The organism is Sphingobium sp. YBL2 (assembly GCF_000943805.1).
GTDB lineage: Bacteria > Pseudomonadota > Alphaproteobacteria > Sphingomonadales > Sphingomonadaceae > Sphingobium > Sphingobium fuliginis.
Genome location: NZ_CP010954.1, coordinates 4213733 through 4228340, shown reverse-complemented (window position 1 = coordinate 4228340; position 14608 = coordinate 4213733). Strand labels below are relative to the sequence as shown.

8 protein-coding genes and 2 tRNA genes are annotated in these 14608 nt (G+C 62.6%); 6 read left to right on the top strand and 4 right to left on the bottom strand.

The window, feature by feature from the left end:
• Window positions 1–29: 29 nt before the first annotated feature.
• Both TZ53_RS19410 and TZ53_RS19405 read right to left on the bottom strand, forming a co-directional pair.
• Complete coding sequence (locus TZ53_RS19410) at window positions 30–914, bottom strand: TraB/GumN family protein (RefSeq protein WP_044662407.1); 885 nt, start codon at window positions 912–914, stop codon at window positions 30–32.
• A gap of 1 nt (window position 915) precedes the next feature.
• A complete protein-coding gene (locus TZ53_RS19405; protein WP_044662406.1) occupies window positions 916–1830 on the bottom strand; it encodes a TraB/GumN family protein in 915 nt (304 codons plus the stop codon).
• A gap of 179 nt (window positions 1831–2009) precedes the next feature.
• Here TZ53_RS19405 and TZ53_RS19400 point away from each other — a divergent pair, with 179 nt between their 5' ends.
• The 3 genes from TZ53_RS19400 to ppdK all read left to right on the top strand — a co-directional run bounded on the left by TZ53_RS19400 (window position 2010) and on the right by ppdK (window position 7820).
• Complete coding sequence (locus tag TZ53_RS19400; RefSeq protein ID WP_044662405.1) at window positions 2010–2882, top strand: glycine--tRNA ligase subunit alpha; 873 nt, start codon at window positions 2010–2012, stop codon at window positions 2880–2882.
• Window positions 2882–4972 carry a glycine--tRNA ligase subunit beta gene (gene glyS / locus TZ53_RS19395; protein WP_044662404.1) on the top strand — a complete coding sequence of 697 codons (2091 nt, stop codon included), beginning with the start codon at window positions 2882–2884 and terminating at the stop codon, window positions 4970–4972. The genes TZ53_RS19400 and glyS overlap by 1 nt, the downstream gene beginning before the upstream one ends.
• Before the next feature lie 145 nt (window positions 4973–5117).
• Window positions 5118–7820: a pyruvate, phosphate dikinase gene (ppdK, locus tag TZ53_RS19390; protein WP_044662403.1), complete on the top strand. Its 2703-nt coding sequence runs from the start codon at window positions 5118–5120 to the stop codon at window positions 7818–7820.
• 38 nt (window positions 7821–7858) lie between these two features.
• Here ppdK and TZ53_RS19385 read toward each other — a convergent pair whose 3' ends face one another.
• Window positions 7859–8356, bottom strand: coding sequence for a hypothetical protein (locus TZ53_RS19385; RefSeq protein ID WP_044662402.1), 498 nt, complete (start codon window positions 8354–8356; stop codon window positions 7859–7861).
• Between the two features lie 139 nt (window positions 8357–8495).
• Here TZ53_RS19385 and TZ53_RS19380 point away from each other — a divergent pair.
• Window positions 8496–8572 (top strand) — tRNA-Arg (locus TZ53_RS19380).
• Window positions 8573–8717: 145 nt separating this feature from the next.
• Window positions 8718–8794, top strand: a tRNA-Arg gene (locus TZ53_RS19375).
• Window positions 8795–8822: 28 nt separating this feature from the next.
• Here TZ53_RS19375 and TZ53_RS19370 read toward each other — a convergent pair.
• A complete protein-coding gene (locus tag TZ53_RS19370; RefSeq protein WP_262857313.1) occupies window positions 8823–9677 on the bottom strand; it encodes an endo alpha-1,4 polygalactosaminidase in 855 nt (284 codons plus the stop codon).
• 620 nt (window positions 9678–10297) lie between these two features.
• Between TZ53_RS19370 and TZ53_RS19365 the strand changes: the two genes are divergently transcribed.
• Window positions 10298–14593 (top strand): cadherin domain-containing protein, encoded by a 4296-nt coding sequence (locus TZ53_RS19365; protein ID WP_044662400.1) that lies wholly within the window; start codon window positions 10298–10300, stop codon window positions 14591–14593.
• Window positions 14594–14608: the final 15 nt, after the last annotated feature.

The following is a 14608-nucleotide window of genomic DNA, read 5'->3' as shown; positions in this document are numbered from 1 at the left end:
AAAGCAAGGGCCGGGAAGCGGGATGGGTGCTACTGCATCCGCGTCACCCTGTATCCACCGGCCCGAAGCAGGTCGACCAGATTGTCCTTGCCCGCCAGATGTCCCGCGCCCACCGCGATGAAGGGCCGCCCCTCGAGCGTCTCCACCGACTTCACCCAGTCACGGTTCCGGTCCACCAGCACCGCCTGTTCCACCACCGGATCGGGCGTCTCGCCCAACCTGCCGTCCCGCGCAAGGGTGGCGAGATCGCCCCTGATCCAGGCGTTGAGGATATGGTCGTAAAGCCGCCGCATCTCCTTCGCCTCGCGCACCGTATCGACCAGCAGCCGCCGCTGCGCATCCGGGGGGAGCGTATCGAAGGCCCGAAACTGCCGCTCCACAGTCTCCAGCCCGCTTATGGGCTTGCCCGCCTTTCCGAATGTCGCGATCAGCGCGGGTTCGACGCCATGATCCTGGCTGACATGCAGGGCCTGTTGCGCCGCCGCCGAAAGCAGCATCGCCGCCGCCCAATCCTTATAAGCGGAGAGAGTTTGCGTATTGGTGCCGCCATTCTCGACGATCTCCTCCAGCGCCGCCTTGTCTCCCGCCGGAACGCGCGTCTCCAGCAGGGGCAGCCCCGGACTGCGCCCCATCCTCTCGAACTGCGCCAAAGTGCCCGCCTGATCCTGTATCCCGGCCGATTCCAGCACCAGCCTGTCCGCTCGTCCGATCGCCTCCTTGATCGGCCCGGTCCGCCATTCCACGCCGTCCGGCAATATATGGATGGTGCCGAACAGCCAGCCGTCGACGCCCTTGCCCTCCACCCGCCAAAGCGCGGGCCCTCCACCGGGCGGTGGGGCAGGGGGATTCTCCCCGCAAGCGGCAATCAGGCATAGGACGGCCAGCCCCAGCCAGCGCGCCAGAAGGCCGATCATCCTATTGTTTCACCCGTGCCGACGCGATGCCCAGCGCCGCCAACTGGTCCTGCACGCTGCCCTTGCCCGCCAGATGCCCGGCGCCGACGGCAATGAACAGCGTGCCCGGCTGGTTGAGCCGCCGCTTGATCCATTTCGCCCAGTTGGCGTTGCGCTGGATCAGCAGCACCTGGGCCAGTTCCGGCGTCGCCTCCAGCGATTCGTTCATCTCCGCCGCCAGCTTGTCCGGCTCCCCGCCCTGCCAGTGCGCGACCAAGCTGGCGAACTCCCGGTCCATGTCCGGCAGGCCCTCTATGGTCGCGGTCAGGAAGTTCACCTGCTGCTCCATCGGCAGGCCGGCGAAATAGCCGAGCTGCTGCTCCACCGTCTCCAGCGCGCCGACCTTCTTGCCCGAAGCCCTGGCCGCCGCCGTCAGCACCTTCTCCGCGCCCAGGTCCGACTTGTAGCCCAGCGCTTCCAGGGGCTTCACCGACAGCGCCATGCCCGCCATCCAGGGATTGAACATCTCGAAGGCCTGCCAGGGAAGCCCGTTCGTGCTCATCGCCGCCTGATATTTGGCGCGGTCGTCCGCGCCCAGGCGGTCCGACAGCTTCACGCCGTCCCGCGCAAGCGCCGCGCCCGCCATGGTGGACGCCAGCCCATTGGGATCTTCCGGCTCGACGATCTCCAGCACCAGCTCGTCCGACTGATCGAAGGCCGATCTGACCCAGCCCTTGAACCAGTCGACCCCCGGCTTCATCACATGGACGGTGCCGAACAGATAGATGGTGGTGTCGGCGTCCTTCACCTCCCACAGGGCCGGCGTCACATAGGCGGAGCGCGTCGCCGCACCGCGGGCGGCGGCGGGCTGTTCCAGCGCGCATCCGCCAAGCAGCATTATGGCGGGGGCCAGCCAGCGGAAAGAGGGCCATCTCATCTGAATTGCGGGTCCGTTTCCTTAAGGGTTTTCCCTTCCATGCGGGCCACCGGCCGCCAGAGCAAGCGGATTTACGGTTAAGCCCGCCCTCTTTCCCTTGACCCTGCGCCCTCGCTGCGCCAAGGCGCGCCGCAATCGATCCGTCATTTTCTTAAAGCCGTGATTTCTGGGGACCACCGGTGGCGACAAGTAAAGCGCTTTCCTTTCAGGACCTGATCCTGACCCTGCATGCCTATTGGGGACGGCAGGGCTGCGTGATCCTGCAGCCCTATGACATGGAAATGGGCGCCGGGACATTTCATACTGCGACGACCTTGCGCGCGCTTGGTCCGGACAATTGGAACGCCGCCTTCGTACAACCGAGCAGGCGGCCGACCGATGGTCGCTATGGCCAAAACCCCAACAGGCTTCAGCATTATTATCAATATCAGGTTATCATGAAGCCCAGTCCTGCCAATTTACAGGAACTGTACTTGGGCAGCTTGGCGGCGATCGGCATCGATCCGCTGGTTCACGACATACGCTTCGTCGAGGATGATTGGGAAAGTCCGACGCTGGGCGCATGGGGATTGGGTTGGGAAGTTTGGTGCGACGGCATGGAGATCAGCCAGTTTACCTATTTCCAGCAAATGGGTGGTTTCGACTGCAAGCCGGTCTCAGGCGAACTGACTTATGGGTTGGAACGCCTCGCCCTTTATATTCAGGGTAAAGACAGCATTTACGATCTGGCGTTCAACGATGCCGGTGTCACCTATGGCGACGTCTTTTTGGAAAACGAACGACAGATGTCGGTTTGGAACTTTGAAGTGGCCAATACCGACAGCCTTTTCGATGCTTTCCGAAAGGCTGTCGCGGAATGCGAAAACTGCCTTGTAGCGGAATTACCGATCCCCGCTTATGAACAGGCCATCAAAGCTTCACACATCTTCAACCTGTTGCAAGCGCGGGGCGTGATCTCAGTGCAGGAGCGCGCCAGTTACATCGGCCGCGTTCGCGATCTTGCTAAGGGAAGCTGCGAAGCATGGATGGCGAAGAACCGGTGGGTCGCATAATGACTGATTTCCTCCTCGAACTGCGCTGCGAGGAAATCCCCGCGCGCATGCAGATCAAGGCATCGGAAGACCTTGCCCGCCTCTTCACCGAGGAACTGGCAAGGTCCGGCCTGCAGCCCGAAAGCATCGACAGCTTCGTCACCCCCCGCCGCCTGGCCCTGATAGCCCGCAACCTGCCGCTGGAAACCGCCGCTGTCAGCGAAGAATTCAAGGGGCCCCGCACTTCGGCGCCCGCGCAGGCGCTGGAGGGCTTCCTTCGCAAGACCGGCCTGACCCAGGATCAGCTTGAGGAACGTGACGGCGTCTGGTTCGCCACGGTGAACAAGCCCGGCCGCGCCACTGCCGAGGTTCTGGCCGAAGCCGTCCCTGCCATTATCCGCAGCTTCCCCTGGCCCAAGTCGATGCGCTGGGGCGCCGCATCGCAGACCACGGAAAGCCTGCGCTGGGTTCGCCCGCTGCAAGGCATCGTCGCGATCCTGGGCGAAGACCTGGTCGACATCGAAATCGAAGGCATCCGCAGCGGTTACGCAACGCTGGGGCACCGCTTCCACCATCCCGGCGAGATCACCATCGGCGGCGCGCATGACTATGCCGAAAAGCTGCGCGCATGCCATGTGATCGCCAGCCACCAGGAACGCCAGTCGATCATCGAGGCAAAGGCTGCCGAAGCCGCGGCAGCCCGCGGCTACGCGGTGATCGAGGACAAGGGCCTCATCGCGGAGAATGCGGGGCTGACAGAGTGGCCGGTCCCGCTCTTGGGCGATTTCGACCCGGCCTTCCTTGAGGTGCCGCCTGAAGTCATTCAGCTAACCCTGCGCATCAACCAGAAATATTTCGTCCTGCGCGACGCGAACGGCAAGCTGGCCCCCGCCTTCATCTGCACCGCCAATATCGAGGCGAAGGATGGCGGCGCGGCGATCGTGGCGGGCAACCGCAAGGTTCTCGCCGCCCGCCTGTCGGATGCCCGCTTCTTCTGGGAGCAGGATCGCAGGACGAAGCTGGAGGATCACGCAAAGAAGCTGGAACGCATCACCTTCCACGAAAAGCTCGGCACCGTGGCCGATAAGGTGGAGCGTGTCGCAAAGCTGGCGCGCCGGTTGGTGGAAGAAGGCATCGTCGCCCCTGCGAAGGCAGGACCCCATCCCCAGATCTCTCACCCGGACGCAACATCGGCGATGGATTCCCGCTATGGGAATGACGAGGGGAAAAAGGCGCTGGCGGACTTGGCCGAACAGGCTGCCCGTCTCGCCAAGGCCGACCTCGTCACCGAAATGGTAGGCGAGTTCCCCGAGCTTCAAGGCATCATGGGCGGCTACTATGCCCGGGCTGAAGGCCTGCCCGATGGCGTGGCGGATGCCATCCGCGATCATTACAAGCCGGTCGGGCAGGGAGATGAGGTCCCGACCGCGCCGCTGACCGTGGCGCTATCGCTGGCCGACAAACTGGATACGCTCCGCTCCTTCTTCGGCATCGATGAGAAGCCTACCGGCTCGCGCGATCCTTTCGCCCTCCGCAGGGCAGCGCTGGGCGTCATCCAGATCGTCACCGCCAATAATTTGCGTCTGTCCGTGGCGGAGGGTGAATTGCTCGACTTCTTCGCGGACCGTCTGAAGGTCCAGCAGCGTGAAGCCGGCGTCCGCCATGACCTGATCGACGCCATATTCGCGCTGGGCGGGGAAGACGATCTGGTCCGCCTGCTCGCCCGCGTGAAGGCGCTCCAGTCCTTCATCGCCACCGACGATGGCGCCAACCTCCTCGCCGGCTACAAGCGCGCGGCAAACATCCTCAAGAAGGAAGGCGCCGAAACAGCCGGGCAGGTCGAACTCTCCCATGCCCCCGAACAGGCGGAGGCGGACCTGATCGCCGCGCTGGACGCCGCGGAGCCTCGCGCTGACGCCTCTCTGGCGGCGGAAGATTTCGAAGGGGCCATGGCAGCACTTGCAACATTGCGGGCGCCGATCGACGCCTTTTTCGAAACCGTCACCGTCAACGATGCCGATCCGGCGAAACGTTCCGCTCGCCTCGCGCTGCTTGCGCGGGTGCGGAACGCCGTCCACGCGGTGGCCGACTTCTCGAAAATTACGGGCTAATACCAAAACATACCCGCACAAGCGGGAAAATCAGTGGAATCGGAGAGCAATCGTCGTAAAAGCGGGTGCGTTTGTCGCCCGCCTGTTGTTTAAGTTTTGTTGCATCGCACAAATACACGGCAATCAGTGCAGGAGAGCCGCGATTATGTTGACAATGGAAGAGGCCAGCATGAGCACGACCGCAACCCGTTATGTTTATCGTTTCGGCGGCGGCGTCGATGATGGCGGCAAAGGGGACAAGAATCTTCTCGGCGGCAAGGGTGCGAATCTGGACGGCATGGCTGCGATCGGCCTGCCGGTGCCCCCGGGCTTCACCATCACCACGGAGATGTGCACCCGCTATTATCAGGACGGCGGGGTCTATCCTGAAAGCCTGAAAGCGGAAGTCGCCAACGGCATCGCCCATATCGAGGGCATCACCGGCAAGAAGTTCGGTGACAAGGCCGACCCGCTGCTGGTTTCCGTTCGTTCCGGCGCGCGTATCTCGATGCCCGGCATGATGGACACGGTCTTGAACCTCGGCCTCAACGACGAAACCGTGCTGGGTCTGGCTGCCGCTTCCGGCGACGAACGTTTCGCCTGGGACAGCTATCGCCGTTTCATCCAGATGTATTCGGACGTGGTGCTGGAACTCGACCATGGCGCGTTCGAGGAAGCGCTGGAAGTCGCCAAGGAAGACCAGGGCTACACGCTCGACACGGAAATGACCGCCGACGACTGGAAGGCGCTCGTCACCGAATATAAGGGCCTTGTTTCAAAACTTTGGAACAAGCCCTTCCCGCAGGATGTGAACGACCAGCTCTGGGGCGCGATCAGCGCCGTCTTCGGCAGCTGGCAGGCTGACCGCGCCAAGGTCTATCGCCGCCTGAACTCGATTCCCCATGATTGGGGCACGGCCGTCAACGTGCAGGCAATGGTGTTCGGCAATATGGGCGATACTTCCGCCACCGGCGTCGCTTTCACCCGCGACCCGGCGACCGGCGAGAATGCCTATTATGGCGAATATCTGATCAATGCGCAGGGCGAGGATGTGGTTGCGGGCATTCGCACGCCGCAATACCTTACCAGGCAGGCGCGCGAGCGGGCAGGGGCCAAGCCGCTGTCGATGGAAGAGGCGATGCCGGAAACCTATGCCGAACTGGCGCGGGTGTTCCAGATCCTCGAAACCCATTATCGCGACATGCAGGACATCGAGTTCACGGTGCAGCAGGGCAAGCTCTGGATGCTCCAGACCCGTTCGGGCAAGCGCACCGCCAAGGCCGCGCTCAAGATCGCGGTCGACATGGCGAATGAGGGCCTGATCACCGAGGAAGAAGCCGTCGCCCGCGTCGATCCCGCCGCGCTCGACCAGCTTCTGCATCCGACGCTCGATCCCAAGGCGCCGCGCGACGTGCTGACCAAGGGCCTGCCCGCCTCTCCGGGCGCGGCTTCGGGCGCCATCGTGTTCGACGCCGACACTGCGGAGCGCCGCAACGAACTGGGCGATTCGGTGATCCTCGTTCGCGTGGAAACCTCTCCCGAGGACATTCACGGCATGCATGCGGCCAAGGGCATCCTGACCGCGCGCGGCGGCATGACCAGCCACGCGGCCGTGGTGGCGCGCGGCATGGGCCGTCCCTGCGTTTCCGGCGCGGGCAGCCTGTCGATCGACAACGCCGCCAAGACGCTGCGCATCGAAGGCCGCACGCTCAAGGAAGGCGACATCCTCACCATCGACGGTTCGACCGGCGAGGTGATGGCGGGCGAAGTGCCGACCGTGCAGCCGGAACTGGCGGGGGACTTCGGCACGCTGATGGGCTGGGCCGACAAGGTCCGCCGCCTCAAGGTCCGGGCCAATGCCGAAACGCCGCTGGATTGCCAGACCGCCCGCGATTTCGGCGCTGAAGGCGTGGGCCTCTGCCGTACCGAGCATATGTTCTTCGACGCGGCCCGCATCACCGCCGTGCGCGAGATGATCCTCGCGGACACGGAAAAGGGCCGCCGCATCGCGCTCGACAAGCTGCTGCCGGAACAGCGCGACGACTTCGCGCAGATCTTCATGGTGATGGCGGGCCTGCCCGTCACCATTCGCCTGCTCGATCCGCCGCTGCACGAATTCCTGCCGCATGGCGAAGCGGAGTTCGAGGAAGTGGCCAAGGCTGCGGGCGTCGGCGTGGAAGCATTGAAGCGCCGCGCTGCCGAACTGCACGAATTCAACCCGATGCTCGGCCATCGCGGTTGCCGTCTGGGCGTCACCTATCCTGAAATCTACGAGATGCAGGCCCGCGCCATCTTCGAAGCCGCGCTGATCATCAAGCAGCGCAGCGGCGAGGCGCCGATCCCCGAAATCATGATCCCGCTCGTTGCGACGAAGAAAGAGCTGGAACTGATGAAGGCGATCGTCGACAGCGTGGCCAAGCAGGTTTTCGAGGAGCAGGGCGCCAGCGTCGACTATCTGGTCGGCACGATGATCGAACTGCCGCGCGCCGCGCTGAAGGCGGGCGAGATCGCGGAAGTGGGCGAATTCTTCTCCTTCGGCACCAACGACCTGACGCAGACCACCATCGGCATCAGCCGCGACGATGCCGGGCGCTTCCTGACGCAATATGTGGACAAGGGCATCTTCGCCCGCGACCCGTTCGTCAGCATCGACGTGGAAGGCGTTGGCGAACTGATCGAACTGGCCGCCGAACGCGGTCGAGCGACCCGCGAGGGCATCAAGCTCGGCATTTGCGGGGAACATGGCGGCGACCCGGCCTCCATCGCCTTCTGCGAGAAGACCGGCCTCGATTATGTGTCGGCCTCGCCCTATCGCGTGCCGATCGCGCGACTGGCGGCGGCTCAGGCGGCGCTGGCGAACCGGAAATGACAGGAAGGGGGCGGGAGATTATCCCGCCCCCTTCCTTTTCAGACAGGCGTGGCGCGCTGGTCGTAGAGCCGCGCATGTTCATGATCCTGACGCGCATCCAGCAGGCGGGCCTGTTTCCGCCATTCCTCCCGGGAAATCACGCCGCTTCGCAGGCCGAGGCGCGTTTCAAGCGCTGCCTCCTGCTCGCTGCTGATCGCCGCGATCTGATCGTAGCGATGATAGCCCGCCTGATTGAGCGCGATCTCGTCCTGAGGGGTGATGCCCCGGATGCGGCTGAAATCATCCCGTTCATGCGTGCTTTCGGCGGTCCCAAGGGTGGCGGAGCGTGGAGGAACCGACTGACGTTCCAGTTCGGCAATCCGCTCCTGCGCCGCCGTCAGGCGGGCGTCGCGGTCCTTAACCGCCTGGGCGTGGGCAAGCTGCTCATCACGCCAGTAGCGCTTATATTTGCCGCGTCCGCTCATGATGAGGCCCAGAAGCAGCCCGATCAGCAGCGCGATCACCAGCAGCGCGATTTCGTTGGGAGTGAAGGTCATCTCAGCATCCTTTCCTGCCTCTCGAACGACCGGAGCGGGACAAGGTTGCGGTACGGCGCCTTCGATCAGGCAGTCCGCCAAAAAAGTGCAAAAAGGGCTTGCCCAAATGTCTGGCCGCTTCTATCTGCGCCACTCCAACGCACCCGTAGCTCAGCTGGATAGAGCATCAGACTACGAATCTGAGGGTCGGACGTTCGAATCGTTCCGGGTGCGCCATTTCCCCAAATTCCGTTTTCCCTTGCTTGCACGGGCGTGAAGCCGCTTGTCCTCAGGCTCGGTCGCACGGCATCTTTTAAATTCAAGATTGTCCAGTTTAGGGGTTGCCAGACTGCCCGCCCCCTTCTATCTGCCCCTCCACAACGCACCCGTAGCTCAGCTGGATAGAGCATCAGACTACGAATCTGAGGGTCGGACGTTCGAATCGTTCCGGGTGCGCCATTCCCTTCACATTCCTGCGAAGCCCGTTTCAAGGAACGCAGCGGTCCGGTGCGGGCCTGTCCAGGTCCACGACGGTGATGATCGTGGAGACGGTGGCGCTGGCGGACACGCTGCATGTTCTGGCGCGGTCGAAGGTTCCGGCGGGCCATTCCTCCGGATATTCGGCATTGAACGCCGGCTTGCCCGCCGTAACATAGGGCGCGCTGTCGGCACAGAAATCGCCCAGCACGCATCCTTCGAACAATATGGCATCGAACAGCGGCACCAGCGCCGCGGACGAACCGCTGGCGTTCTTCTGCACCGGTTTCAGTCCATAGCCGCGCGCCCGGGCGGACAGGGCGGTCACATAGGCGATCATGTCCTGTTCGGTCAGGTTGAACCCCGTCGTCGCGGCTCCATCCTCGAACGCATCCATCACGTCGAATTCGACATAGTCGAAACCCTTGTCCCGGCACATGCGCAGCCGGTCGTCCATGATCTGGATGAATTCGGGGTAGCGGCGAATGTCGATATAACGTTCGCCCGCAAAGCCGGGATAGCTGTTGCCCAATAGTCCGGATATGGCCGAGAGGCTGGCATAGTCGGGCCGGTTGCTCTCCGCCGATCCGACATCGAGATAGCAGATCGTCCTGGTTCCACGGGATTTGGCCAGCGCCACATAGGATGCGGCCGTGTCGAACCCGTCGACGTCGAGATAGGCAACGGGAGGCGGCGCCGGGGGTAGGCCCTGGCTCTGCAATATCCAGTCCCAACTGGAAAGCGTCGCGGGTGCCGGAGTGGGGGTGGGGGAAGGGCTGGGGGAGGGTGATGGTGTCGGGACCGGGGTCGGCGTGGGTGCGGGGGTTGGCGAACCTTCATCTCCGCCTCCACATGCAGCCAGCATCAGCGTTGCGACGGCAAGAAGGCCGATCGACGATAGTTTTTCGCACGCCCCAAGCACAATCCCAGTCCCTTCTCGCGGAACATCGATCCCGATCTGATGAACGGCCTCCGGCGGGACAGGTGGTCGAAGCGGAAGCGGTATAAAGTAAAATAAAGAAGGTAGGGATATGGCTATGGATATAAACCGTCAGCTATACTTAACGAAATGACATCGTTAATTGTCGGCATATTTGCCGTTATTTTGGATTTTTCGGGAGATTCTGTTCATTGAAGTTGACATTGGAACATGCCTAACCGCAAATTAACCATGGGTAAAAACTTCAAAAACCGAGTCGCCCCAGATAGATGCGCGGTGTGACTGTAGCCTTGGGCGGAATCCCGGTCATGGGAACTGCTACGGGCATGAGAAGATGACTTCTATACCCTGATACAGCCTCATCGACATGGATAATGGCTGGGCATGTCCCGGAACGGCATCCTTTGTCTTCGGTGTCGGGCAAAAGCGTTGTGCTTCATGGCCCAATATGCAGGACGTGACTGGTTTTTACTTGGAAAAACCAAAAGATATTCGGTCGCAAACTTATGAAATGATTTCGGCATCCATAAGTTTGGGGGTTTGCCATGACCTATGGCCACAGCGTCACCATCGACGGCTCTCTGAATGACTGGCTCGCAACCGACCGGATCGACGACAACAGCGCCCCCGGCTATCAGGTTTATGCGACCCTGGACAATGACGCCTTCGTCTTCGCCCTGACGGCCCCGGTCGCCATAGGCGCGGACACCACCGTCTGGCTGAACACGGACGGCAGGACCGCCACGGGCTATCAGATTTTCGGCTTTGCCGGCGGCGCCGAATATAATGTGAACTTCGCGGCGGACGGCACGGTGAACCTCTACACCGGCGCAGCGGGGGAGACGCTGGTGCTGTCCGGGCTGCAGACGGCCTGGTCGGCTGACCGGACCACGGTCGAATTCCGCCTCCCCACTTCGGCGGTGGGCAATCCGGCGGCGATGTACACCTATTACGACATCAACAACCTGTCGAACAGCTTCATGCCGTCCAATTATCTGTCGGCGCCGTTCACGGTCTTCAACCAGACGATCGCAACCCAGGCGCCTGACATGCGGATCGGCATCGTCTTTTCCGAGACGACAGCCGACGCCTATTTCAGCCCCACAGCCTATTCGCAGCTTTTCATGTCGGTTCAGGCGCAGGCGATCCAGGCCGGCATCCCCTTCGACATATTGACGGAAGCGGACCTGACCGACCTTGCCAAGCTGTCCCATTACGATGCGCTGGTGTTCCCGTCCTTCCGCAACGTGCCCGTCGACAAGGTGGAGGCGATTTCCCACACGCTGGAAATGGCGAGCAAACAACTGGGCATCGGCCTGGTCACGGCGGGCGAGTTCATGACGAACCAGCCCCATGTGCAGGGCGGTACGATCGGCGGCGATCCGCTGCCCGGCGATCCCTATGCGCAGATGAAGCTGCTGTTCGACGCAACCCGCGTCACCGGGGGCACCGGCAATGTGGTGGTGAACGCGACCGACGCGACGGGCCTCGTCCTCGACCATTATGCCAATGGCCAGCAGGTGAACAGCTACACCGGCGTCGGCTGGAACGCCTTTACCAGCGTCAGCGGCACGGGCCACCAGATCGCGACCGAGACCATCGATGGCGGCTCCGTCTATTCGGCCGCGCTGGCGACGCAGACCGGGGCGGCGCGCAACATTCTGTTCTCCAGCGAAGGCATCATGGCCGACGCCAATATGCTGCAGCAGGCGATCTCCTATGCGGCGAACGGCACCGGCCTGTCGGTCGGCCTGCACCTGTCGCGAGATTCCGGCATCGTCGCGGCCCGCGTCGACATGGACCAGAGCCAGGAACTGGAAGACGTCAATCCCGCGGGCAGCACGCCCGGCATCTACGACAAGCTGTTGCCCATCCTGACGCAGTGGAAGGCGGATTATAATTTCGTCGGCAGCTTTTATCTGAACGTCGGCGACGGCACGAACGGCACCGGTACCGACTGGGCGGTGTCCCTGCCTTATTACAAGGCGCTGCTGGACCTTGGCAATGAGATCGGCACGCACAGCCTGACGCATCCGGAAAACACCAACCTGCTCAGCGCGCAGCAGATCCAGACCGAATTCCAGAACAGCATCACGATCCTCAACCAGCAGATCGGCGCCTATCTGAACCAGCCGTTCCAGATCACGGGCGCGGCCGTGCCGGGCGCGCCGGAACTGCTGCCGACCTCGCAGGAGATCATGAAATATGTGTCGGACTATTTGACCGGCGGCTATGCGGCGCAGGGGGCGGGCTATCCCAATGCCTTCGGCTATCTGACGCCGGACAATCAGAACCAGATCTATTTCGCGCCCAACACCTCCTTCGACTACACACTCATCGAATTTCAGAAGAAGACCGTGGCGGAGGCGACAGCCGCCTGGATCGGGGAGTTCGACAAGCTGGTCGCCAATGCGCAGACGCCGGTGATCGTCTGGCCCTGGCATGATTATGGCGCTGCGGATTTCCTGTCGGGCAGCCCGACGGTGGACAGTCCCTATGATATTTCGATGTTCACGAGCTGGTTGCAGCATGCGGTGGCGGCGAACATGGAGTTCGTCACCCTGGACGATCTGGCCGCGCGCATGACGGCGGTCAGGAATGCGACGATCACGACCACGGTGGCGGGCAACAGCATCACCGCCAGCGTCGGCGGCGCCAATGTCGGCAATCTGTCGCTGGACGTCGACCGCCAAGGCGCTCTGGTCATCCAGAATGTGGCCGGCTGGTACGCCTATGACAGCGACAGCGTCTTCCTTCCCCAGAGCGGCGGAACCTTCAGGATCAATCTGGGAGCAGCGGCGGACGATGTGACGCACATCACCGACCTGCCGATGCGGGCCGTGCTGCTGAGCGTCGCCGGCGACGGTCACAATCTTGCCTTTTCCGTTCAGGGGGAGGGGAAGGTCGTCATCGACATCGCCAATCCGGGCACGGACGGGATCGTCGTCACCGGAGCCTTGGGCTATAGCCGGGTCGGGGAGATCGTGACGGTCGATCTGGGCGGCTATGGCCTGCACAATGTCACGCTGGAATATAAGAATCCGCCGGTGATCGTCTCCGGTGGCGGCGGTCCGACAGCGGCGCTTTCCATGGCAGAGAACGGCACCGCGGTGACGACCGTTGTCGCGACCGACGCGGATGTCGGAACGGTGATCGGCTATTCCATCTCCGGCGGAGCGGACGCCGCGAAATTCAAGATCGACAGCGCGACGGGCGCCTTGGCTTTCCTCACCGCGCCGAATTTCGAGGCGGCTACCGACGCCGGGACGAACAATGTCTATGACGTCGTGGTGCGTGCGTCCGACGGCACGCTGTACGATGATCAGGCGATCGCAGTCACGATCACCAATGTGAACGAGGCGCCGGTCATAACCTCCAACGGCGGCGGCGCGTCCGCGGCTATTTCCGTCGCCGAAAACACAACCGCCGTGACCAGCGTGACCGCGACCGATCCCGATGCGGCTACGGTTCTCGCCTATTCTATCGTCGGCGGACCCGATCGCGCGCTTTTCTCTATCGATGCATCGACCGGCGCGCTCGCCTTCCTCAGCCCGCCCAATTACGACCTGCCCGGCGATGCGAACGCGAACAATGTCTATAGCCTGACGGTAAGGGTGTCCGACGGAGCGCTGTTCGACGATCAGGCCATCAACGTCACCGTCACCAATGCGAACGAGCATGCGCCGGTGATCACTTCCGGCGGCGGCGGCGATACGGCTGCCGTTTCCGTCTCCACCGGCACGCGGCCGGTGATGAAGGTGACGGCGGTCGATCCGGATGCCAACACGACGCTGGCCTATTCCATTGCGGGCGGCGTGGATGCGAGCAAATTCACGATCAACGCTTCGACAGGGCAGCTCAACTTCGTCAACACGCCCAATTATCTGCTGCCGACGGACACGGGCAAGGACAATGTCTATGACGTCATCGTCCGCGCGTCCGACGGAACATTCTATGACGACCAGGCCATCGCCGTCACCGTCACCATCCTCAACGCCGCGCCGATCATCATCTCGAATGGCGGGGGGGCTTCCGCAACCATCCGAATGGCCGAAAATGGTACGGCCGTGACGAAGGTCGTGGCGACGGACGTCAATCTGGGCCAGACAATCACCTATTCGCTGGGGTCAGCCGTTGATGGCGCGCTCTTTTCCATCGATCCTCAGACCGGCGTCCTGACCTTCAAGAGCGCTCCGGATTTCGAGGCGCCCGCAGATTCCAACCTGGACAATCGCTATCAGGTGCAGGTGCTGGCCACGGACAGCCTGGGCGCGCAGGATTTCCAGAACCTGACGGTCGTCGTCAACAATGTGTCCGGCCTGTCGCTGACGGCGGCAAGCGGTGGATCGACACTCATCGGTCAGGGAGAGGAAGACACGCTGAGGGGCGCCGGCGGCAACGACACGCTGATCGGCAATGGCGGGTCCGACACGCTGAACGGCGCGGGCGGCAACGACATCATCGATGGAGGGGCAGGCGCCGACCGCATCACAGGAGGGGCGGGCGCGGACATATTGACCGGCGGCGCCGATGCCGACCTGTTCATCTATAACGCCACAGGCAACAGCACGCCCGCGATCATGGACCGGATCATGGATTTCCAGCAGGGGATCGACCGGATCGACCTGTCCGCAATCGACGCCATGCCGGCGCTGTCGGGAAACCAGGCCTTCAGCTTCATCGGCAATGCGGCCTTTTCCGGGCCGGGCCAGCTTCATGTCTATTCCAACGGTACGGACAGCTTTGTCGAGGCGAATGTCGACAATAATCCGGCGACGGTGGATTTCGCGATCAGGCTGATCGGGGTGCACAACCTGACCGCGAGTGACTTCCTGCTTTAGCGACGGGGCCGGGGG

Excerpts from the sequence above, each read along its gene's own strand:
- ppdK (WP_044662403.1), top strand. The coding sequence starts at position 5,118 with ATGTTGACAATGGAAGAGGCCAGCATGAGCACGACCGCAACCCGTTAT.
- TZ53_RS19410 (WP_044662407.1), bottom strand. The coding sequence starts at position 914 with ATGATCGGCCTTCTGGCGCGCTGGCTGGGGCTGGCCGTCCTATGCCTG.
- TZ53_RS19365 (WP_044662400.1), top strand. The coding sequence starts at position 10,298 with ATGACCTATGGCCACAGCGTCACCATCGACGGCTCTCTGAATGACTGG.
- TZ53_RS19370 (WP_262857313.1), bottom strand. The coding sequence starts at position 9,677 with ATGCTGGCTGCATGTGGAGGCGGAGATGAAGGTTCGCCAACCCCCGCA.
- TZ53_RS19385 (WP_044662402.1), bottom strand. The coding sequence starts at position 8,356 with ATGACCTTCACTCCCAACGAAATCGCGCTGCTGGTGATCGCGCTGCTG.
- TZ53_RS19405 (WP_044662406.1), bottom strand. The coding sequence starts at position 1,830 with ATGAGATGGCCCTCTTTCCGCTGGCTGGCCCCCGCCATAATGCTGCTT.
- glyS (WP_044662404.1), top strand. The coding sequence starts at position 2,882 with ATGACTGATTTCCTCCTCGAACTGCGCTGCGAGGAAATCCCCGCGCGC.